This window comes from Streptomyces sp. SGAir0957 (assembly GCF_043523415.1).
On record NZ_CP027293.1, the window covers coordinates 2,610,068 to 2,632,044 of the forward strand.

16 protein-coding genes are annotated in these 21,977 nt (G+C 71.6%); 3 read left to right on the plus strand and 13 right to left on the minus strand.

Going from position 1 to position 21,977, the window contains the following annotated elements; translation table 11 throughout:
* Positions 1 to 133 precede the first annotated feature (133 nt).
* The 4 genes from C1N81_RS16525 to C1N81_RS16540 all read right to left on the minus strand — a co-directional run bounded on the left by C1N81_RS16525 (position 134) and on the right by C1N81_RS16540 (position 7,960).
* Positions 134 to 2,074, minus strand: coding sequence for an acyl-CoA dehydrogenase family protein (locus C1N81_RS16525; RefSeq protein WP_394429826.1), 1,941 nt, complete (start codon positions 2,072 to 2,074; stop codon positions 134 to 136).
* Positions 2,075 to 2,264: 190 nt separating this feature from the next.
* Positions 2,265 to 3,713, minus strand: coding sequence for an aldehyde dehydrogenase family protein (locus C1N81_RS16530; protein ID WP_394429828.1), 1,449 nt, complete (start codon positions 3,711 to 3,713; stop codon positions 2,265 to 2,267).
* A 350-nt stretch (positions 3,714 to 4,063) separates the two neighbouring features.
* Positions 4,064 to 5,704, minus strand: coding sequence for a PucR family transcriptional regulator (locus C1N81_RS16535; RefSeq protein WP_394429830.1), 1,641 nt, complete (start codon positions 5,702 to 5,704; stop codon positions 4,064 to 4,066).
* A 141-nt stretch (positions 5,705 to 5,845) separates the two neighbouring features.
* Positions 5,846 to 7,960 carry an ATP-binding protein gene (locus C1N81_RS16540; protein WP_394429832.1) on the minus strand — a complete coding sequence of 705 codons (2,115 nt, stop codon included), beginning with the start codon at positions 7,958 to 7,960 and terminating at the stop codon, positions 5,846 to 5,848.
* A gap of 243 nt (positions 7,961 to 8,203) precedes the next feature.
* Between C1N81_RS16540 and gabT the strand changes: the two genes are divergently transcribed.
* Both gabT and C1N81_RS16550 read left to right on the plus strand, forming a co-directional pair.
* Positions 8,204 to 9,538: a 4-aminobutyrate--2-oxoglutarate transaminase gene (gene gabT / locus C1N81_RS16545; protein WP_394429834.1), complete on the plus strand. Its 1,335-nt coding sequence runs from the start codon at positions 8,204 to 8,206 to the stop codon at positions 9,536 to 9,538.
* 305 nt (positions 9,539 to 9,843) lie between these two features.
* Positions 9,844 to 10,539, plus strand: a complete 696-nt coding sequence (locus C1N81_RS16550) for a phosphatase PAP2 family protein (RefSeq protein ID WP_394429836.1) — start codon at positions 9,844 to 9,846, stop codon at positions 10,537 to 10,539.
* On the opposite strand, the gene C1N81_RS16555 is transcribed toward C1N81_RS16550, so the two are convergent.
* The 8 genes from C1N81_RS16555 to C1N81_RS16590 all read right to left on the minus strand — a co-directional run bounded on the left by C1N81_RS16555 (position 10,478) and on the right by C1N81_RS16590 (position 20,374).
* A complete protein-coding gene (locus tag C1N81_RS16555; RefSeq protein ID WP_394429838.1) occupies positions 10,478 to 12,310 on the minus strand; it encodes a chitinase in 1,833 nt (610 codons plus the stop codon). The two genes, C1N81_RS16550 and C1N81_RS16555, sit on opposite strands and share 62 nt — an antisense overlap.
* 104 nt (positions 12,311 to 12,414) lie before the next feature.
* Positions 12,415 to 12,876 carry a hypothetical protein gene (locus C1N81_RS16560; protein WP_394429840.1) on the minus strand — a complete coding sequence of 154 codons (462 nt, stop codon included), beginning with the start codon at positions 12,874 to 12,876 and terminating at the stop codon, positions 12,415 to 12,417.
* A 220-nt stretch (positions 12,877 to 13,096) separates the two neighbouring features.
* Positions 13,097 to 14,533, minus strand: a complete 1,437-nt coding sequence (locus tag C1N81_RS16565; protein ID WP_394429842.1) for an NAD(P)/FAD-dependent oxidoreductase — start codon at positions 14,531 to 14,533, stop codon at positions 13,097 to 13,099.
* Positions 14,534 to 14,556: 23 nt separating this feature from the next.
* On the minus strand, positions 14,557 to 15,348 hold the full coding sequence (locus tag C1N81_RS16570; RefSeq protein WP_394429844.1) for an ABC transporter permease: 792 nt from the start codon (positions 15,346 to 15,348) through the stop codon (positions 14,557 to 14,559).
* Positions 15,348 to 16,271 carry an ABC transporter permease gene (locus C1N81_RS16575; protein ID WP_394429846.1) on the minus strand — a complete coding sequence of 308 codons (924 nt, stop codon included), beginning with the start codon at positions 16,269 to 16,271 and terminating at the stop codon, positions 15,348 to 15,350. The genes C1N81_RS16570 and C1N81_RS16575 overlap by 1 nt, the downstream gene beginning before the upstream one ends.
* Positions 16,268 to 17,416 (minus strand): ABC transporter ATP-binding protein, encoded by a 1,149-nt coding sequence (locus C1N81_RS16580; RefSeq protein ID WP_394429848.1) that lies wholly within the window; start codon positions 17,414 to 17,416, stop codon positions 16,268 to 16,270. The genes C1N81_RS16575 and C1N81_RS16580 overlap by 4 nt, the downstream gene beginning before the upstream one ends.
* 64 nt (positions 17,417 to 17,480) lie before the next feature.
* Positions 17,481 to 18,740 carry a polyamine ABC transporter substrate-binding protein gene (locus C1N81_RS16585; protein ID WP_394429850.1) on the minus strand — a complete coding sequence of 420 codons (1,260 nt, stop codon included), beginning with the start codon at positions 18,738 to 18,740 and terminating at the stop codon, positions 17,481 to 17,483.
* Positions 18,741 to 18,823: 83 nt separating this feature from the next.
* Positions 18,824 to 20,374, minus strand: a complete 1,551-nt coding sequence (locus C1N81_RS16590) for a gamma-aminobutyraldehyde dehydrogenase (protein ID WP_394429852.1) — start codon at positions 20,372 to 20,374, stop codon at positions 18,824 to 18,826.
* A 218-nt stretch (positions 20,375 to 20,592) separates the two neighbouring features.
* Between C1N81_RS16590 and C1N81_RS16595 the strand changes: the two genes are divergently transcribed.
* A complete protein-coding gene (locus C1N81_RS16595) occupies positions 20,593 to 21,141 on the plus strand; it encodes an NADAR family protein (RefSeq protein ID WP_394429854.1) in 549 nt (182 codons plus the stop codon).
* A 15-nt stretch (positions 21,142 to 21,156) separates the two neighbouring features.
* Here C1N81_RS16595 and C1N81_RS16600 read toward each other — a convergent pair whose 3' ends face one another.
* On the minus strand, positions 21,157 to 21,936 hold the full coding sequence (locus C1N81_RS16600) for a DUF4190 domain-containing protein (RefSeq protein WP_394429856.1): 780 nt from the start codon (positions 21,934 to 21,936) through the stop codon (positions 21,157 to 21,159).
* Between the last annotated feature and the right edge of the window lie 41 nt (positions 21,937 to 21,977).

Sequence of the window (21,977 nt, forward strand, 5' to 3'; positions counted from 1 at the left end):
TCGTGCCTACGGCCCCCGGTGTCGTAAGGACGGATCGCCGGGCTCCACCGGCGACCCGTCCCACGCGACACGGAGGCCGACACGGAGGCCGACGCGGAGACCGACACGGAGCCCGACACGGAGGACCCGAGCGTCAGCGGATCGGGCGGTGGACGTTCTCCCGCTTCGTCTCGCCAGGGGTGGCGTCGGCGATCCAGGGGCCTTCGCCGCTCGGGTCGACGACGCCGCTCTCCAGCCAGGTGTAGGCGCCGCCGAGGACACCCTTGACGACCTTGTGGTCCAGGTCGTCGGTGTTGGTCCACAGCCGTTCGAAGAGTGCGTCGGCGCGGATGCGGGCCTGCCGGCAGAAGACGTCGGCGAGTTGGTAGGCCTGGCGGCCGTGGTCCTCGGTGGTGCGCAGGAGTTCGGCGCGGACGCAGGCCGCGCTCATGGCGAACAGTTCGGCGCCGATGTCGACGATGCGGCCGAGGAAGCCCTGTTTGGTCTCCATGCGGCCCTGCCAGCGGGACATGGCGTAGAAGGTGGAGCGGGCAAGCTTGCGGGCGGAGCGTTCGACGTAGCGCAGGTGCGTGGCGAGGTCCGGGTGGCCCTCCGGGTGGAACTCGGCGTACGAGCGCGGGAGTTGGCCGGGACCGGTGACGAGCTTCGGCAGCCACTTGGCGTAGAAGCCGCCCGCCTTGGCGCCCGCCCTCGCCTTGTCCGTCAGGGACTTCTCCGGGTCGATCAGGTCACCGGCCACGGAGAGGTGCGCGTCGACGGCCTCGCGGGCGATCAGCAGATGCATGATCTCCGTCGAGCCCTCGAAGATGCGGTTGATGCGCAGGTCGCGGAGGATCTGTTCGGCGGGGACGGCGCGTTCGCCGCGCGCCGCGAGGGACTCGGCGGTCTCGAAGCCGCGTCCGCCGCGGATCTGGACGAGTTCGTCGGCCATCAGCCAGGCCATCTCGGAGCCGTACAGCTTGGCGAGGGCGGCCTCGATGCGGATGTCGTTGCGGTCCTCGTCGGCCATCTGGGAGGACAGGTCGAGGACCGCCTCCAGGGCGAACGTGGTGGCGGCGATGAAGGAGATCTTCGCGCCGACCGCCTCGTGGAACGCGACCGGTTTGCCCCACTGCTCACGCGCCGCCGACCATTCGCGGGCGATCTTCAGACACCACTTCCCGGCGCCGACGCACATCGCGGGCAGTGAGAGCCGCCCGGTGTTGAGCGTGGTGAGGGCGATCTTCAGGCCCGCGCCCTCGGGCCCGATCCGGTTGGCGGCCGGAACCCGGACCTGGTGGAAGCGGGTGACACCGTTCTCCAGGCCCCGCAGGCCCATGAAGGCGTTGCGGTTCTCGACGGTGACGCCCTCGGCGGTGGCCTCGACGACGAAGGCCGTGATGCCGCCCCGGTGGTGCTCGGACTTCGGGACGCGCGCCATGACGACGAGGAGGTCCGCGACCACCCCGTTCGTCGTCCACAGCTTGACCCCGTCGAGGACGTAGTCGTCGCCATCGGGCACGGCGGTGGTGGCGAGGCGCGCGGGGTCGGAGCCCACGTCGGGCTCGGTCAGCAGGAAGGCGCTGATGTCGGTGCGTGCGCACCGCGGCAGGAACGCGTCCTTCTGCTCCTGGGTGCCGAACATCTTCAGCGGCTGCGGTACGCCGATCGACTGATGCGCCGAGAGCAGTGCTCCGATGGCGGGGCTGGCCGAGCCGACCAGGGCGAGCGCCTTGTTGTAGTACACCTGCGTCAGGTCGAGACCGCCGTACTTCGTGTCGATCTTCATGCCGAACGCGCCGAGCTCCTTGAGCCCGTTGACCGTCTCGTCGGGAATCCTGGCCTCGCGCTCGATGCGGGCCGCGTCGATCTTCGTCTCGCAGAAGTCCCTGAGCTGGGCGAGGAACGCCTCGCCGCGCCGCGCGTCCGCGTCGGCCGGCAGCGGGTGCGGATGGACCAGGTCGAGCCGGAACCGGCCGAGGAACAGCTCCTTCGCGAAGCTGGGCTTGCGCCAGTCCTGCTCGCGGGCGGCCTCGGCGACCTGCCGCGCCTCCCGTTCGGAGACCTTGGCCCGGGGCTGTGGTGTTGCGGACATGAGGTTCACCTCGCCGCGCGTCGGGGGCACCGGACCGGTCCGTTACCGGCTGGTGCTACTGGATCGTATGTACCCGATCCGGCCCAAGTCGGCCAGCCCCCGCGTCACCCGGCCCGCCCTGCCGAACGGCCCGAGCCCCCGCACAGCGGGCTCGGGCCGTCGGCCGTTCGCGGTGGTTACTTCGCGGTGGTTACAGGGCGAGCCCGGTCAGGACGAGGACCCGCTCGTACGTGTAGTCGTCCATCGCGTAACGGACGCCCTCGCGGCCGACGCCGGACTGCTTGGCGCCGCCGTACGGCATCTGGTCGGCACGGTAGGACGGGGCGTCACCGATGACGACGCCGCCGACCTCCAGGGCGCGGTGGGCGCGGAACGCCGCCTGGAGGTCGTGCGTGAACACGCCCGCCTGCAGGCCGTACTTGGAGTCGTTGACCGCGGCGAAGGCGGCGTCCTCCCCCTCGACCTTCGTGACGGTGAGGACCGGCCCGAAGACCTCCTCGCAGGCGATCGTCACGTTCTCCGGTACGTCGGTCAGGACGGTCGGCGCGTAGCTGGCACCGTCGCGCTTGCCGCCCGCGAGGAGGTTCGCGCCGGCGTCCACGGCCTCGCTCACCCACGCCTCCACGCGCTTGGCGGCGTCCTCGCTCACGAGCGGGCCCACGTCCGTGGCGTCGTCGGCCGGGTCGCCGGTGACCTGCGCCTCGACGGCGGCGACGATCTTCGGGAGCAGCCGGTCGTACACGGCCGCGTCCGCGATGACGCGCTGCACAGAGATGCAGGACTGGCCGCCCTGGTAGTTGGAGAAGGTGGCGATGCGGCCCGCCGCCCAGTCGAGGTCGGCCTCGGAGGCGTAGTCGGCGAGGACGACCGCCGCGCCGTTGCCGCCCAGTTCGAGCGTGCAGTGCTTGCGCGGAACGCTGTCCATGATCGCGTAGCCGACGGGGCCCGAACCGGTGAACGAGATGACGGGCAGGCGCTCGTCCTGGACCAGGGCGGGCATCCGGTCGTTCGGGACGGGCAGCACCGACCACGAGCCCGCGGGGAGGTCCGTCTCGGCCAGCAGTTCGCCGAGCAGCAGCGAGGAGAGCGGGGTCGCCGGGGCCGGCTTCAGGATGATCGGGGCGCCGACCGCGATCGCCGGGGCGACCTTGTGGGCGCTCAGGTTCAGCGGGAAGTTGAACGGGGCGATGCCGAGGACGACGCCCTTCGGGATACGGCGGGTCAGGGCGAGGCGGCCCGTGCCGCCCTGGTCGGTGTCGAGACGCTGGGCGTCACCGCTGTTCCAGCGCCGGGCCTCCTCGGCGGCGAACCGGAACACGCTCACCGCGCGGCCCACCTCGCCCCTCGCCCACTTGATCGGCTTGCCGTTCTCGGCGGAGATCAGCCGCGCGATCTCCTCCGTCCGCTCCGTGAGGCGGTCCGCGACGTGGTTCAGCGCCTTGGCGCGGACGTGGGCCGGGGTCGCGGCGAACTCCTCGCGGATCGCGTGCGCGGCGCTCACCGCCTCCTCGACCTGGGCCTCCGTCGGGACGCTCACGGTGCCGACGAGCCGGCCGTCGTAGGAGTTCGTGACGTCGAAGGCGGCGTCCCCGGTGGCCTGGCGGCCGGCGAGCCAGAAGGGGGTGTGGGCGGCGGTCATGTCGTGTACCGGCCTTTCCGAGTGCGGGGTTTCCTGTGACCTCACGGTAGGGGTGGCCGGGTGGGGGATGAGTTGGCCGGGGCGGAGTGGTCGGGGCGGACACTTCGCCGGATCGGCCTATGAGCCCGAGCAGCGACCCCGGCTTCCCGCCGCGGGGGCCCTACGTCGCCGCTCCGTGCGCGCCACCGTCGTGGTTGCTCGCGCAGTTCCCCGCGCCCCTGAGATGCGCACTTCGTGCGTCATCTCAGACCCCGGCGGGGGAAGGCGCGGCGGAGCCGCATGCCTTCAGGGGCGCGGGGAACTGCGCGACCAGCCACGACGCGACCCGCGGCCGGGGACCTCGGTGGGTGTCATACGCCGGTTGTTTTGAGGGCGAGCCAGAGTTCCATGCGGACGTCGGGGTCGTCGAGGGAGCGGCCCAGGATCTCTTCGACCCGCCTCATGCGGTACCGCAAGGTGTGCCGGTGGACCCCGAGATCCGCCGCGGCCGCATCCCACTGCCCGTGCCGCGAAAGCCAGGCCCGCAGCGAGGCGACGAGATCCCCCCGCCCCGTCGCATCGTGATCGCGGAGCGCCCGCAGCAACCCGTCCGCGAACGCCCGCACCGCGTCGTCCGCCAGCAGGGGCAGCACGGACCCGGCGACGACGTCCTCGTGCTCCACGAGCACCCGCCCCCGCCGCCGCGCGACGGACAACGCCTGTTCGGCCTGCTTGAACGCGCTGACCGCGGCGATCGGCCCGGCCGGCGCCGAGAAGCCGATGACCAGTTCGTCCGAGGCGGACCCGTCCGACCGGGTCGCCTCCAGCACCTCGGCGTACTGGACGCACGCGTCGGCCGCCGCTCCCCCGTCGACGACGAGGAGCACGGTCCGCCCCCCGTCGGGGACGACGAGCACCGCCTCGCCCGCACGCGCCGCCGCCGACTCCACGACGTCGGCGAGGACGGAGAGCGGGTCCCCGGAGGCTCCGGTCATCGCCTCGCCGAGCAGCGACGCCCGCCCCTGCCCGGCGGGGGCCACGGTGGGCGCGGCCACCCCGTTGGGCGGCGGCGCGGTGGCCTCCGCCGCCACCATCCGGAAGGGGGCGTCGAGCAGGGCCCCGTACAGGTCCCCCGCGACGGCCCGCGCATGATCCGGCTCCCCCGCGAGGAGCATGCGCAGCACCGCCGCCCCGATCCGCTGTTCGGCCGCGTACAGCGCCCGGGAGCGTTCGGTGACGAGGGTGAGCAGGGCGATGGCGGAGTGCAGCGCGTAGCGTTCGGCGGTGCCGAGGGCGGCGGCGGTGCCGACGGCGAGGGCGGCGCGGGCCCGGCGGCCGGTGCCGATGGAGTGGAGTTCGACGCGGTCGTCGGCGCCGCCCGCGACGACGGCGCTGGCGGGCGCGGGCCTCTCCCGCAGCCGTTCGACGTCGGCGGTGAGCCGGGCGGCGCGGCGCCCCGCCCATTCGGGGGCGGTGGCGACGACGGCGCCGGACGCGTCGTAGAGCGCGGCCCATCCGTTGACCTGCCCGGCGAGTACGGAGAGGAGTCCTTCGGGGCCTTCGCTGAGCGCCTGCTTCGTCAGTTCGCGCTGCGCGGCGAATCCGGTGGTGACGGCCCGGTACTGGTCGGCGGCGATGGCGGCGGAGACGGCTTTGCTGATGGCGATGAAGGGGGTGCGGGGCGGTACTTCGAGCAGGGGCAGGCCCTCTTCCTCGGCCGCCCGGACGAGTGGGTCGGGTACGGCGTCGTAGTTGACGCCAACGGCGAAGCCGAGGCCGACGACGCCCGCGCCGGTCAGCCGTTTCACGTACCGCCGCATCGCCTCGGGGTCGTCGGCGTCCAGTTTGAGGGCGGTGATGAGGAGGAGTTCGCCGCCTTCCATGTAGGGGACGGGGTCGGCGAGTTCGCTCACGTGGGCCCAGCGGACGGCGGTGTCCAGGTGGTTCTCGCCCGCGCGCACGGTGAGTTTGAGCGACGAGTGGTGGACGAGCGAGGCGAGCGTGGGCGGCATGGGGCCTTCAGGTGGGCGGGAGGTACATGGGGGGAGCACCGGGCTTGTGAAGCTTTTGGCCGGTCCGTATGAACGACCAGTGCCGATTCTGCCTCACCGTACGTACCACGGTTGGCCGCCCCCATGGTTCTCAGGCCGCTTTCAGGTCCGTAGCTCCACGAGGAGGGGCGGTGCGTGTTCGCCGCGCACGGTGGTGAGGGAGAGGACGGCGTGGCCGGGCGGGACGGCGTGGGCGAGGTCGGAGGCGGACCAGCGTTCGCGTTCGACCTGGCGGACGGTGACGGCGCGGGCGGTCGGCGCCCGCCCGGTGATCACCCTCCTTATGGCGTGCAGCGCCTTGCCCGCCGGGGTTTCGGCGATGATCTGCCGGTCGGTGACGTCGCGGGCCTCGGTCCATTCCTTGCCCCAGACCTCGGCGAAGTCCTGACCGTCCCAGGGGGTGAGCCCGGACAGGGCCATGCGGCAGCCGACGGAGCCGAGCAGCGGGGAGCGCAGCGGGCGGGGCACGTCGTCGAGGGTGCGCAGGGTGAGGACGGCGCCCGCGTTGGCGGAGCGCAGCCGCTGAAGGCCGCGGACGGCCTGCGGGGTGATCACCCCGGTGGCGTCGTCGAAGACCAGGCAGGCGAAGAGGGAGCGGTCCTCGCGGACGGCGACGCTGGTCATGAACTGGGCGAGGAGGAGCCGCGCGAGGATGCGGGAGGCGTCTGCGTGCCCGCGTTCGGGCAGGTCGATGCGGACGCGGACGGGGTGGTCGAGGGCGCGCAGCGAGAAGGGCCGGGTGGCGCCGGAGGTGTCGAAGAAGGGGGCGAAGGCCGGGCGGTCGAGCAGCGCGATCCGGTCCGCGAGCACGGCGCCGACGTCGCCGGGGTGTGCCAGTTGCCGCTCGCGGGCGTCCAGCTCGCGGAGCATCGCCTGGTGCCCCGCCTCGGTGAGCGCGGTGCGCAGCGCGCCGAGCGCGACGGGCGAGCCGTCGAGCAGCTGCCGCAGCTCGGGCACGGAGGGGAAGCGGCCGTGGACCGCGTGGTAGGGGCCGAGGAGCTGGGCGAGGACGGTCGTGGAGCGGCGGCTGTCCCCGCTGGGGTGCGGGTCGGCGAGGTCGCCGACGAGCGCCTCGGCGAGCACGGCGGCGGCCTCGTCGGGGTCGCTGGTGCCGCCGTACAGGTCGAGGTCGTAGACGGAGTCGGCCTGTCCGACGCGGACGACGACGTCGTAGGTGTCCTGCGAGCCGAGGCCCGCGCCCGCCGCCCCGACGACGACCACGGCGGTCCGTCCGGCGAGGGCGCCCAGGCACAGGGACTCGGTGAGCGGCCAGACGAGGCTGCCGGTCTTGCCCGCGCCGGGCGGGCCGACGGCGAGCAGGGAGGTGCCGAGCAGGTCGGGGCCGAGGGCGAGGCCGACGCCCCGGTAGGCGTAGGGGTTGCGGACGTCGTCGGCGGCGGTGCCGATCCTGACCTGGGCGGTGGCGAGGTCGTGGCGGGCTGCGCGGGCGGGCAGGTCGCGGGTTCCGGAGGGGTGCGGGCAGGCGGCGGCGCCGTCCTTGGCGACGGCGGCGGCGAACGAGGCGAGGCTGTGCCGGCCGCGCTTCACGCCCTGCCAGGCGCGGGCGATCCGGGCGTGGTCGACGTCGCGCATGAGCCCGGCGCGGGCGTCGGACCCGAGCCGCTCGGCGGCCTCGACGGCGCCGGCCTCGCGCAGCTGCGGCCACTGGGCCGGGTCCTCCTCGGGGGCGGGCGCGCGCTCCGGCTGCGCGGGCACGGCCGAGCGCCAGGCGGGGTAGCCGAAGCGCCGCCAGACCTCGCCCCAGCGGCCGAGCCGGCCGACCGCGACCGCGATGCCGACCGCGAAGATCCCGTAGTAGAGGTAGACGACGATCACCGAGGTGAACGAGTGCGGGTCGACCCAGGAGTCCGGGATCATCGCGTACAGGGGCAGCAGCCACCAGCCGCCCAGGTAGCCGTTCCACAGCAGCGACCAGACGAGCCAGCCCACCAGGAACGCGATGAGCGCGCCGCTGAGCAGCTGCCGGGTCGGGGTCCGCTCGGGCTCCTCGGCGGCGCGCGGCCGGTGCCCGAACCGCCACACGCCGGGCGGGGCGGCGGGCCGCGGGGTGCGCAGCCAGGTCAGAAAGGTGGCGCCCGCGGAAGAGGGCTGCTCTCCCGGTGCGTGGGCGGGGCGCGGCGGCGGTACCGCGCTGCCGGGGGGAAGCCCGCGTTCCCCGGCGGCGCCGTCCGTGCCCTGCATGCCCTCGCTGTTCATGGCCTTGCCCCCTGACCTGCCGGTCCGTCTGTGCTCCGCGCGTGAATCCGGGCTCAATGTAGTGCCCGTGCCTGGGGAGTTCACTGTTTGGGCGACTCACCGGGTTCCGCGCGCCGTCACGGGTATGTGTCCAAGGCGGACAACAGCCCCGCGCGATCTCACCCCGATGGAGCAAGACCCCCTCCTCATCCCGCACCTAACCTGCGGAGAAACCCCCGTACCTGCCAGAACCAGGAGCCCCGCATGAGCGACATCCCGCAGGAGCGCCGCGTCGTCACCGCCATCCCCGGCCCGAAGTCGCAGGAGCTGCAGGCCCGCCGCGTGGCGGCCGTCGCCGCCGGCGTGGGCTCCACGCTGCCCGTGTTCACCGCGAAGGTGGACCGCGGCATCATCGAGGACGTCGACGGCAACCGTCTGATCGACTTCGGCTCCGGCATCGCGGTCACCTCGGTCGGCGCGAGCGCCGAGGCCGTCGTGCGCCGGGCCTCGGCCCAGCTCCAGGACTTCACCCACACCTGTTTCATGGTCACGCCGTACGAGGGCTACGTGGCCGTCGCCGAAGCGCTCGCCGAGCTGACGCCGGGCACCTTCGCGAAGAAGTCGGCGCTGTTCAACTCGGGCGCCGAGGCCGTCGAGAACGCCGTCAAGATCGCCCGCGCGTACACCAAGCGCCAGGCCGTCGTCGTCTTCGACCACGGCTACCACGGCCGCACCAACCTGACGATGGCCCTGACCGCGAAGAACATGCCGTACAAGCACGGCTTCGGCCCGTTCGCGCCCGAGGTCTACCGCGTCCCCGTGGCGTACGGCTACCGCTGGCCCACCGGCGCCGAGAACGCCGGGCCCGAGGCCGCCGCCCAGGCCATCGACCAGATCTCCAAGCAGGTCGGTGCCGAGAACGTGGCCGCGATCATCATCGAGCCGGTGCTCGGCGAGGGCGGCTTCATCGAGCCGGCCAAGGGCTTCCTGCCCGCGATCCGGCAGTACGCCGCCGACCACGGCATCGTCTTCGTCGCCGACGAGATCCAGTCCGGCTTCTGCCGTACGGGCCAGTGGTTCGCCTGTGAGGACGAGGGCATCGTCCCCGACCTGATCACCACCGCCAAGGGCATCGCGGGCGGTCTGCCGCTCGCCGCCGTGACGGGCCGCGCCGAGATCATGGACGCCGCGCACGCGGGCGGTCTCGGCGGCACCTACGGCGGAAACCCGGTGGCGTGCGCGGGTGCGCTCGGTGCCATCGAGACGATGAAGGAGCTGGATCTCAACGCTCGCGCGAAGGAGATCGAGCAGACGATGAAGGCGCGCCTGTCGTCCATGGCGGAGAAGTTCTCCGTCATCGGCGACGTGCGTGGGCGCGGCGGGATGATTGCCATCGAACTGGTGAAGGACCCGGCGACGAAGGAGCCGCACCCGGAGGCGACCGCCGCGCTCGCCAAGGCCTGCCACGCCGAGGGCCTTCTCGTCCTCACCTGTGGCACCTACGGCAACGTCCTTCGCTTCCTGCCCCCGCTGGTCATCGGGCAGGACCTGCTGAACGAGGGGCTCGACATCATCGAGGGCGCTCTCGCCTCGCTGTGATCCCGGGACGCCGGTGCGCACGGTCGCACAGGTGTCCATTCGGTGCGGCGGTGCCGAGGTCGGGCCGTGTGAAGAAGGTGTGGGGGGCCGATGGCAGGTTGGCCAAGCCGCTGTTGTGCCCCCCGTCCCCTGCCGTACGGTTTCTGCAGATGAGAGAAACACCCCGCCCACAGGGGACTGTGGGCGATACCGGGTCGGAGCCTCCCCAGCCCCGCCCTGGTCGTGCCCTCGCGCACACACCCGGAGCTTCCGGCTCCGGAACTCCTCACCGATCGGACGGTCGCCCGCCCCAAACCCCCCGGGGCGTGCGGCACACCGGTCAGTTCGGCCGGCTCGGAACCACCCCCCCTGTTCCGGGCCGGCCGACCATTTTCCTCTTTCCGGCGCTCTTCGCGCTCCTCGCCCTCGCCGGGCTCACCTGGCAGGTCGCGGTGGACGGCCCGCTCCTCTCCCCCGACGAACGCCTCGGCGACGCGATCCGCACGAGCGGCATCCCCGCGGGACCGGCCGAATTCTTCGCCGACCTGGGCAATCCGTCCGTGGCGCTGCCGGTCCTGGCCGTGGTGCTCGCCTACGTCGGCCGGCGCGTCCGGCGCGTCGTCCCCGTGCTCGCGGCGCTCGTCACGATGGCGCTCGTCCCGGCCCTGGTCGCCCCGCTCCAGTCCTGGCTCGCCCGCCCCGGGCCGCCGCCGATGGCGCCGGAGACGGGGTTCTTCCCCTCGGGTCACGCGGCGACGGCGACGGTCGCGTACGGGCTCTGCGTCCTGCTGCTCCGTCAGGTGCACCGGGTACGCGCGGCGGCCCACGGCTGCGTCCTGGTGAACGCGGCCGTGGGCCTCGGGCTCGTCCGGCAGGGCTATCACTGGCCGGTCGACGTGGTGGGGAGCTGGTGTCTGGCGGCGGTGCTCTTGTGCGCCGCCGCGTGGGTCATCGGCGCCCTCAGCCGAAGTAGGCGTCGAAGTTCTTCTGGAACTCCCAGTTGCCGAAGCGGTCCCAGTTGATCGACCACGTCATCAGGCCGCGCAGCGCGGGCCAGGTGCCGTGGGTGGCGTAGGAGCCGCAGTCGGTCTTCTTGGTGAGGCAGTTCAGGGCCTTGTTCGTCTCGGCCGGGGAGACGTAGCCGTTGCCCGCGTTGGTCGTGGCGGGCATGCCGATGGCGATCTGGTCGGGGCGCAGCGGCGGGAAGACGTTGTTCGCGTCACCGGCGACCGGGAAGCCCGTGAGGAGCATGTCGGTCATGGCGATGTGGAAGTCGGCGCCGCCCATGGAGTGGTACTGGTTGTCGAGGCCCATGATCGGACCCGAGTTGTAGTCCTGGACGTGCAGGAGCGTCAGGTCGTCGCGCAGGGCGTGGATGACGGGGAGGTAGGCGCCGCAGCGCGGGTCCTGGCCGCCCCACTTGCCGCTGCCGTAGAACTGGTAGCCGTTCTGGACGAAGAACGTCTCGGGGGCCATCGACAGCACGAACTTGCTGCCGTACCTGGCCTTGAGGGTCTTCAGCGCGGAGATCAGGTTGACGACGACCGGGGTGGTCGGGTTCTTGAAGTCCGTGTCGCCGGTGTTCAGGGAGAGGGAGTGACCCTCGAAGTCGACGTCGAGGCCGTCGAGCCCGTACTCGTCGATGATCTTCGAGACGGAGGAGACGAAGGTGTCGCGGGCGGCCGTGGTCGTGAGCTGGACCTGGCCGTTCTGGCCGCCGATCGAGATGAGGACCTTCTTGCCCGCGGCCTGCTTGGCCTTGATCGCCGCCTTGAAGTCGGCGTCCGACTCGACCGAGGGGCACTCCGCGACCGGGCAGCGGTTGAAGCGGATGTCGCCGGAGGTGACGGAGGTGGGCTCGCCGAAGGCGAGGTCGATGACGTCCCAGCTGTCGGGGACGTCGGCGAGGCGGGTGTAGCCGGCGCCGTTGGCGAAGCTCGCGTGGAGGTAGCCGACCAGGGCGTGGGTGGGCAGGTCGGAGGTGCCGCCGCCGCCCTCCGAACCCTTGGAGGTGGTCGCCGTGACCGTCGCGGACTTCGGGGACTCGCCCGCGTCGTTGACCGCCGTCACCTGATAGCTGTACGCGGTGGAGGGCGTGAGCCCGGTGACAGTGGTCGAGGTGCCGTTCACCGTGCGGGACTTGGTGCCGTTGGCGTAGAGCGCGTAGCTCGTCGCGCCCTGGACGGCGGTCCAGGACAGGGCGACGCTCGTCGAGGTCACCGAGGCGACCTTGAGCCCGGTGGGGGCGGTCGGCGGGGCCGGGGCCTGCGCGCCGGGGCCGACGAGGCTGAGGTCGTCGGCGTTGTAGGCGGGCGTGCCGTACCAGCCGTGGGTGTAGATCGTGACCTTCGTCGTCGACGGGCCCGTACGGAACGTCGTCGTCAGCTTCTGCCAGTCCGGGGCCGACGCGGTCCACGTCGACACATCGGTGGTGCCGGTGCCGCTCGCGCCGAGGTAGACGTAGCTGCCGCGGACGTAGCCGGACAGGGTGTAGGCCGAGTCCGGCTTGACGGTGACGGTCTGCGCGCACTGGGCGTTGTCGGCGGCGGTCGGGGTGGCGCGCAGCGACGACGTGCCCGTCCGCACCGGCGAGGTGACGGTGGCACCGGTGTTCGCCGAGCAGGACCAGCCGTCGAGCGACGACTCGAAGCCGCCGTTCCTGGCCAGTTCGGTGTCGGCCGCGCCGGCCGGGGCGGCGGACAGCGCGGTGAGACCGGTGGCGGCGAGCGCGGTGGCCGTGAGGGCGGTGAGGACGCGTCTGCGTATACGGGTGCGGGGTCTGGGCCGATCCATGGGGGCCTCCGGGGCGGGGCAGAGCGGGGGACGGGCGCGAGGGAGCGCTCGGAGTGCGCTTAATTTGGTCCAGACCAATTCGCTTGTCAAGGGTTCGCGCGGCTCTACTCCTCCGCCTCCTGCGCGAGTTGGGCCGCGGCCTCGTGCATCGCGAGTTCGAGCAGCCCCGGATCGGTGAGCGTGCCCGAGCCGTCCGGCGGCACCACCCAGCGCACCCCGCCGATGGTGCGGCCCGGGTACGGCACGACGATCCACGTGCCGAGCCCGGCGCCGCGCACACCGGTGCCGAGCCAGCGGGCCACGGTCCCGGCGGGCACGAAGAAGCCCGTCCGGGCGTCGCCGAAGTCCGCGAGCACCGGGCCCGGCCGGTCGATGACCCGGCTCAGCACGTCGAGCGTGGCCATGCCCAGGCCGCCCGGCAGGATCAGGACGTCCCACTGTTTCCCGGCGGGCAGCAGCGCCACCCCGAGCGGATTCCGCTCCCATTCCTCCCGGCACGCCGCCGGATCCGGCGCCACCCCCACGAGCCACTCGACCGCCGCGACAGCCCTCGACGACCCAGCCATGCGAAGCCCTCCTTCTCCGTTCCGACCTCCGCTCCTGCGCGGAGGCGCATGAGGGAGAGGGGGCGGAGGGGGTGGGCATTACGCGGGTTCGGGCACTTTTCCGAGACCGCGCCCCTGAGGCCGTAGGCATCAAGGGGCGCGGGGAACTGCGCGACCAGCCACGACGCAACCGTCGGCTGTCACTGTCAGCCGTCAGCCGTCAGCCGTCAGCCGTCAGCTGTCAGCTGTCGAAACCCAGGCCCAGCCGATCCATCGCGCGGAGCCACAGATTGCGGCGCCCACCCTTGGCATCGGCCCGTGCCAGCGACCACTTCGTCAGGGCGATACCTGTGTAGGCGAAAGGCTCCGGCGGGAAGGGGAGCGGCTTCGTGCGGACCATCTCCAGCTCGGTGCGTTCCGTGCGCTCCCCCGACAGCAGGTCGAGCATCACGTCCGCGCCGAACCGGGTCGCGCCGACGCCGAGCCCCGTGTACCCGGCGGCGTAGGCGACGCGCCCGCCGTGCGCGGTGCCGAAGAACGCCGAGAACCGGGAGCACGTGTCGATGGCGCCGCCCCACGCGTGAGTGAAGCGCACCCCGTCCAGCTGCGGGAAGCAGGTGAAGAAGTGCTCGGCGAGCCGCGCGTATGTCTCGGGCCGGTGGTCGTGCTCGGCGCGGACCCGGCCCCCGTAGGGGTAGATCGCGTCGTAGCCGCCCCACAGGATGCGATGGTCGGCGGTGAGGCGGAAGTAGTGGAACTGGTTCGCCGAGTCGCCGAGGCCCTGCCGGTTCTTCCAGCCGACCGACTCCAGTTGGGCCTCGGTGAGCGGCTCGGTCGTCAGCGCGTAGTCGTACACCGGGACCGTGTACGCGCGGACCCGTTTGACCAGCGACGGGAAGACGTTCGTCCCCAGGGCGGCGTGCCGGGCGAAGACGCGGCCGTACGGGGTGCGGACGGCCACGCCGGTCCCGTGGGAGGCCAGCCGCGTGGCCGGGGTGTGCTCGTAGATCCGTACGCCGAGGTCGAGGCAGGCCCGCTTCAGGCCCCAGGCGAGCTTCGCCGGGTTCAGCATGGCGACGCCGTCACGGTCGTACAGGGCGCCGAGGAAGGTCGGCGACGCGACCTGCTCCCGTACCTGGTCGGCGTCGAGCAGTTCGAGGCCGTCGGCGAGGCCCGCCGCGCTCAACTCCTCGTGGAACTCGCGCAGTTCCGCCATCTGGTGCGGCTGGGTCGCCACGTCCAGCTCGCCCGTGCGCTCGAACTCGCAGTCGATGGCGTAGCGGGAGACCGCGTCCTCGATGGCGTCGAGGTTGGCGGCGCCCAGCTCCTCCAGCTTCTTGATCTCCTTCGGCCAGCGGGCGAGCCCGTTGGCCGTGCCATGGGTGAGGGAGGCGGCGCAGAACCCGCCGTTGCGCCCGGAGGCGGCCCAGCCGATCTCCTTGGCCTCGACGAGGACCACGTCACGGCCGGGGTCGCGCTCCTTGGCCAACAGCGCCGTCCACAGGCCGCTGTATCCGCCGCCGACGACCAGCAGGTCGCAGCGTTCGTCGCCGGTGAGGGCGGGGCGCGCCGCCGGCCTGCCGGGGTCGTCCAGCCAGTACGGGACGGGCTTCGCGTCGGCGAGCGACGCGGTGAAGCGAGACGTGCGATGTTCGCGATTCATGGCTCCAGCGGCCATGATTCCAACTCCCTCAGAACACGTTAATTGGCTGTTTTGCTCTTGCGCTTGCCGACCATCATTCCGGCGAGCACACACAGCACGGCGACGAGGAACATCGCCGTACCGATGACATTGATCTGTACGGGCGTTCCGCGCTGCGCCGAACCCCATACGAACATGGGGAAGGTCACGGTCGAGCCCGCGTTGAAGTTCGTGATGATGAAATCGTCGAAGGAGAGCGCGAACGCGAGCAGCGCGCCCGCCGCGATTCCGGGTGCGGCGATCGGCAGGGTGACGCGGACGAAGGTCTGCACGGGGCCCGCGTAGAGGTCCTGCGCGGCCTGCTCCAGGCGCGGGTCCATCGACATGACGCGCGCCTTGACGGCCGTCACCACGAAGCTGAGGCAGAACATGATGTGGGCGATGAGGATGGTCCAGAAGCCCAGCTGAGCACCCATGTTGAGGAACAGGGTGAGCAGCGAGGCCGCCATCACGACCTCGGGCATCGCCATCGGCAGGAAGATCAGCGAGTTGACGGCGCCGCGCGCCCGGAACCGGTAGCGCACGAGCGCGAAGGCGATCATCGTGCCGAGGACGGTCGCGCCGAGCGTCGCCCACACGGCGATCTGGAGGCTGAGCGAGAGCGAGCCGCACATGTCCGCGACGCCGCACGGATTCTTCCAGGCGTCGAGCGAGAACCGCTGCCATTCGTAATTGAAGCGGCCCTTGGGTTTGTTGAAGGAGAAGACCGTGACGACGACGTTCGGCAGGAGCAGATAAGCGAGCGTGACGAGTCCCGCTATCACCACGAGATTCTTCCGGAGCCAGCGCATCAGACGAGGTCCTCCGTTCCGGCCCGGCGAATGTAGAAGGTGACCATGAGGAGGATGGCCGCCATGAGGATGAAGGAGAGGGCGGCGGCGGTCGGGTAGTCGAGAATGCGCAGGAACTGCGTCTGGATGACGTTGCCGACCATGCGGGTGTCGGTGGAGCCGAGCAGGTCCGCGTTGACGTAGTCGCCGGCCGCCGGGATGAAGGTGAGCAGGGTGCCGGAGACGACGCCGGGCATCGACAGCGGGAAGGTCACCTTGCGGAACGTGGTCGCGGGCGAGGCGTACAGGTCACCGGCCGCCTCGTGCAGACGCCCGTCGATGCGTTCGAGCGAGGTGTAGAGCGGCAGGATCATGAAGGGGAGGAAGTTGTAGGTGAGGCCGCACACCACCGCGAGCGGTGTGGCGAGCACCCGGTCCCCCTCGGTCATGCCGAGCCAGCTCGTGACGTCGAGCAGATGCAGGCTGTTGAGGGCGCCGACGACCGGCCCGCCGTCCGCGAGGATCGTCTTCCAGGCGAGCGTACGGATCAGGAAGCTGGTGAAGAACGGCGCGATGACCAGGACGAGGACGACGTTGCGCCAGCGGCCCGCGCGGAACGCGATCAGGTAGGCGAGCGGATAGCCGAGCAGCAGGCACAAGGCCGTGGCGCAGCCCGCGTACAGGACCGAGCGCAGGAACTGCGGGTAGTAGTCGGACAGCGCGTCCCAGTACGTGGCGAAGTGCCAGGTGACCTGGAAGCCGTCCTCCAGGGAGCCCTCCTGCACGGAGGTCGACGCCTGGTAGACCATCGGCAGCGCGAAGAAGACGACCAGCCAGAGGATGCCGGGCAGCAGCAGCCAGTACGGGACGAGTCGGCCGCGCCGGCGGGGCCTGCGCGGCGCCGGCGCCCCGGTCGTGGGCGGCGTCTCGGTGAGGGTGCTCATGCGGCCGCCTCCTCCGCGACGCCCGCCTCGGCATCCTGGCCGGCGTCGAGCCCGAAGGTGTGCGCCGGGTTCCAGTGCAGGACGACCTCGGCGCCGGGCACGAGCCGCGCGTCGCGCTCGACGTTCTGGGCGTAGACCTCGAAGGCGTCGCAGAGCGGGCTGTCGACGACGTACTGCGTGGAGACGCCGATGAAACTGGAGTCCGCGATGCGGCCGGTGATGCGGTTGCGGCCGGCCGGGACGGTGCCCGCGTCGTCGGCGTGGGTGAGCGAGATCTTCTCGGGCCGTACGCCGAGCAGGACCTTGCCGCCCGTGGTCGTGGCGGCGGCACAGCGCGCGACGGGCAGGACGAGCTTGCCGTCGCCCGCCTTCAGGGTCAGGTCGTCACCGGCGCGTCCGGCGATCTCGGCCTCGATGAAGTTCGAGGTGCCGAGGAAGTTGGCGACGAACGTCGAGGCCGGGTTCTCGTACAGGTCGGTGGGGGCGCCCAGCTGTTCGACGCGGCCCTGGTTCATCACGGCGACCGTGTCGGCCATCGTCATGGCCTCCTCCTGGTCGTGCGTGACGTGGACGAAGGTGATGCCGACCTCGGTCTGGATGCGCTTCAGTTCCAGCTGCATCTGGCGGCGCAGCTTGAGATCGAGGGCGCCGAGCGGCTCGTCGAGCAGGAGCACCTTGGGGTGGTTGATGAGGGCGCGGGCCACGGCGACGCGCTGCTGCTGGCCACCGGAGAGCTGCTGCGGCTTCTTGCGGATGTGCTCGCCGAGCTGCACCAGGTCGAGCATCTCCTCGACCTGCTTCTTCACCGACTTGATGCCGCGCCGGCGCAGGCCGAAGGCGACGTTCTCGAAGATGTCGAGGTGCGGGAAGAGCGCGTAGGACTGGAAGACGGTGTTCACCGGGCGCTTGTGGGGCGGAAGCCCGGTGACGTCCTGATCGCCGAGGTGAACCGTTCCTGTGGTCGGTTCCTCCAGGCCCGCGATCATGCGCAGGGTGGTCGTCTTGCCGCAGCCGGAGGCGCCGAGCAGCGCGAAGAACGAGCCCTGCGGCACGGTGAGGTCCAGCGGCCGGACGGCGGTGAACCCGTTGTCGTACGTCTTGCTGATCCCGGTGAGACGGACGTCGCCGCCGTGGTCGGTCGTCATGGTGAGTCCAAGGAGGTCTGGGGGCTTTCTGGGGGCTTCTGCGGGCGGGGCGGACCGTTTCGGCTCAACCGCCGGTGAGCCGGGCGAACTTCTCCTCGAACGCCGTCTCCTCCTTCGCGGTCAGCGAGCGGAAGCTGTGCGCCTTGGCCGACATCGCCTTGTCGGGGACGATCAGCGGATCGTTCGCGACGTCCTTGTCGATCTTGAGGAGTTCCGGCTTGACGACGGCGCTGTCGAGCGGCGTGACGTAGTTGATCCAGGCGGCGAGTTCGGCGCCGACGGCGGGCTCGTAGTAGTAGTCCATGAGCTTCTCGGCGTTGGTTTTGTGCCGCGCCCTGTTCGGGACCAGCATGTTGTCGGTCGACGAGATGTAGCCCGCGTCCGGGATCGCGAACTGGACGTGCGGGTTGTCCGCCTGGAGTTGTACGACGTCGCCCGCCCAGGCGAGGCACGCGGCAAGGTCGCCCTTGCTGAGATCGGCTATGTAGTCGTTGCCGGTGAAGCGGCGGACCTGTTTCTTGTCGAGCGCCTTCTGGATGCGGGCCGTCGCCGCGTCGAAGTCGTCCGCCGTGAAGTCACCGGGGTCCTTGCCGAGGTCGAGCAGGGTCATGCCGATGGTGTCGCGCATCTCGGAGAGCAGCCCGACCCGGCCCTTCAGCTTCGGGTCGTCGAGGAGCTGCGAGACGGACGTGATCTTCTTTCCGCCCGTGGCCTTCGTGTTGTAGGCGATGACCGTCGCGATGCCCTGCCAGGGGTAGGAGTAGGCGCGCCCCGGGTCCCAGTCGGGGTTGCGGAACTGGCCTGCCAGGTTGGTGTAGGCGTGCGGCAGGTGGGCCGGGCCGAGCTTTTGCACCCAGCCGTAGCGGATGAGGCGGGCGGCGAGCCAGTCGGTGAGGACGAGGATGTCGCGGCCGGTGTCCTGGCCCGCCGCGAGCTGCGGCTTGATCTTGCCGAAGAACTCGACGTTGTCGTTGATGTCCTCGGTGTACTTGACCTTGATCCCGGTGCGCTTGGTGAACGCCTCCAGGCTGGGCCGGTGCTTCTCGTCGTCGCTCATGTCGATGTACTCGGTCCAGTTGGAGAAGTTGACCTCCTTCTCCTTGGCCGAGTGGTCCTCGGACGAGATGCCGCCCTGCGACTTTCCCGCGGCCGGGATGCCGCAGCCGGTCAGCGCCCCGAGCCCGCCGACGGCCAGCGCGCCGCCCGCCGACGCGCGCAACAAGGAGCGACGGGAGAGCGCCGCCCTCGCACGGCTGTGGGCGACACTGCGGCGGACAGCGGCCACTTGGGCCGGCGACAGGCGGTCGGGCTCGTACTGCTCCATGCGCGTGGTGCCTTTCGGGAGGCCCTTACGGGAGGTCGTCGTAGGAGGGGTGGCGGCGGTCGGTCGGACGGCCCTGTCGCGGCCTAGCGGTCCCCGAAGATCGTGCGGTGCCAGTCCTTCCTGGCGGTCGCGGTGTTGTCGAACATGACGTGCTTGATCTGCGTGTACTCCTCGAAGGAGTACGCGGACATGTCCTTGCCGAAGCCGGACGCCTTGTAGCCGCCGTGCGGCATCTCGCTGAGGATCGGGATGTGGTCGTTGATCCATACGCAGCCGGCCTTGATGTCACGGGTGGCACGGTTGGCGCGGAACACGTCCCGGGTCCAGGCCGAGGCGGCGAGCCCGTACGGGGTGTCGTTGGCGAGCCGGATGCCCTCCTCGTCGCTGTCGAAGGGCAGCACGACCAGGACGGGTCCGAAGATCTCGGACTGCACGGCCTCGCTGTCCTGCGCGGCGTCGGCGATGAGGGTGGGCTCGTAGTAGGCGCCGCGCGCGAGGGCGCCGCCCGGGGCCTTGCCGCCGGTGACCACGCGCGCGTAGCCGCGCGCACGCTCGACGAAACCGGCGACGCGGTCGCGCTGCGCGTGCGAGATGAGCGGCCCGAGGTCGGTGCCGTCGGCGAACGGGTCGCCGAGCCTGACCGTCGCCATCAGGTCCGCGACGCCGCTCACGAAGGCGTCGTGGAGCGGGCGTTGCACGTACGCGCGCGTGGCGGCGGTGCAGTCCTGCCCGGTGTTGATGAGGGCGCCCGCGACGGCGCCGTGCACGGCGGCCTCCAGGTCGGCGTCGTCGAACACGACGAACGGCGCCTTGCCGCCCAGCTCCAGGTGGAGGCGTTTGACGGTGGTGGTGGCGATCTCGGCGACGCGCTTGCCGACCCCGGTGGAGCCGGTGAAGGAGGTCATGGCGACGTCCGGGTGGCCGACCAGGTGCTCACCGGCGTCGCGGCCCGCGCCCGTGACGACGTTGACGACGCCGTCCGGGATGCCCGCCTCGGTCGCCGCCTGCGCGAACAGCAGCGAGGTGAACGGGGTCAGCTCGGCGGGCTTCAGGACGATCGTGTTCCCGGCGGCGATGGCGGGCAGCACCTTCCAGGCGGCCATCTGCAGCGGGTAGTTCCAGGGGGCGATGGACCCGACGACACCGATCGGCTCACGGCGCACGTACGAGGTGTGGTCGCCGCTGTACTCGCCCGCCGACTGCCCTTGCAGATGCCGGGCGGCGCCCGCGAAGAACGCGGTGTTGTCGACCGTGCCGGGGACGTCGAACTCGCGGCTCAGCTTGAGCGGCTTGCCGCACTGCAGCGACTCCAGGACCGCGAACTCCTCGGCGCGCTCGGCGAGGACCCCGGCGAACGCGTGCAGGGCGTCGGACCGCTCGCCCGGCGTCGCGCCCGACCACTCCGGGAAGGCGGCGCGGGCGGCGCCGACGGCCGCGTCCACGTCCTTCGCGCCCGCGAGGTCGTACGTGTACACGTCTTCGCCCGTGGCAGGGTCGACGACCGCGTGACTACGGCCGGAAGCCCCCTTGACCAGGCGTCCGGCGACGAAGTTCGCCCCGTCCGCGAAGCGGTCCCGGGCGGTGGCGGCGACCGACGCGGCGGTGACGGGGTCGGCCGGGGTGGGGTGGTGCATGAGTGCTCGCTCTCGCTCTTCGCCGCCGGTGACCCGCCATGCGGGACACCGGCGTGGCTCCAGCTCGATTTGAGTGCCGATCCTGACAGAGGGCTTGTAGTGCAACAAGTGATTCCGTTGTTGCCTTTTGGTTACGCGACGGAATCTGTCGACCAGGTGTCGAGTCGCCCTGGAAAAGGCAGGACGGAGTGTCAGTGGTGCGTGCCAGACTCGCGTGCATGGAGATCGACAGCAGGGAATCGCTGGTGGCGGCCCTGAGCGCGGGGGCTCGGGTGAAGTACCTGCACTTCTGGGGTCATACGGCGCGGGAGGACGGGACCCTCGGACCGAGCTGTCTGAGCCAGTGGTGGCCGTCGCCGTTCACCGTGGCCGGGGTGGAGTACGCGACGGCTGAGCACTGGATGATGGCGGCGAAGGCCCGGCTGTTCGACGACGCGGAGGCCGAGCGGCGCGTCCTCGCGGCGGGTCATCCGTCCCAGGCCAAGAAGGAGGGCCGCCTGGTCCGGGGGTTCGACGACGCGGTGTGGCGGCGGGAGCGCTACGGGATCGTGGTCGAGGGCAGCGTCCACAAGTTCGCGTCGGACCCGGCGCTGCGGGAGTACTTGCTGCGCACGGGCGAGCGGGTGCTGGTCGAGGCGAGCCCGCTGGACCGGATCTGGGGCATCGGCCTGGCCGCGGACGACGCGGACGCGGCGAACCCCGGGGCGTGGAGAGGGCCGAACCTGCTGGGGTTCGCGCTGATGGAGGCGCGGGCCCGCCTGCGCTGAGGCGGGCCCGACGCGTCACCTGTTGCTGAGCCCGATCAGCAGGGCGATGAACCCGAGCCCCACGACGAGGCCGAACGAGCCGCAGATGATACCCGTCAGCGCCTGCCCCGGGTTGGTGGCCTCGCCGCGCTTGGCCTTGCCCCGGCCGATGATGCCGAAGACGATGCCGAGGATGCCGAGGATCGGCGAGATGAACCAGGCCATGCACATCACGGCGGAGACGATGCCGGTCACCATCGCGGTGACGCCGATGCCGTTGCTCGGCTGGGGCGGCATCCCGCCCTGCCAGCCGTACTGCGGCACCCCGTACGGGGCGGGCTGCTGCGCCGGGTACCCGTACTGCGGCCCGGCCTGATAGCCCCCGTAGGCCGGCATACCGGGTCCGGCGGGCGAGACGGGCGGAGGCGGCACGGGACCGCCGCCGCTCTGCGGAGGGGCCGGGTACGGGGCGACGGGCGGCTGCGGGGCGTACGGGTTGTGCGCCGCGTGGGGCTGCTGCTGCGGTACGTGCGGCGGCTGGGGCGCCTGCGCGGAGTACGGCGACTGCGGCGCTTGCGGCGGCTGGGGGGCCTGCGGAGCGTGCGGAGGCTGGGGGGCCTGCGGCGGCTTGGACAACTGGTGCGCCGGCATCGCCGTCACCGTCTGGCTCTCATGGATGCCACGCGGGTCGGGACCGCCGGCCCCCGCCGGCCCCTCGGGGCTCTTCGGGCCCTCGGACCCGTTCGGCTGCGCTGCCGCCGCGTCCTGCGGCGCGGCCCAGGGATCGTTGCCCTGCGGTGTGGTGCCGCCTCCCATGTGAAGCGCCCCCTTCGGTCTCGTCGGTCCCGACATGCTAC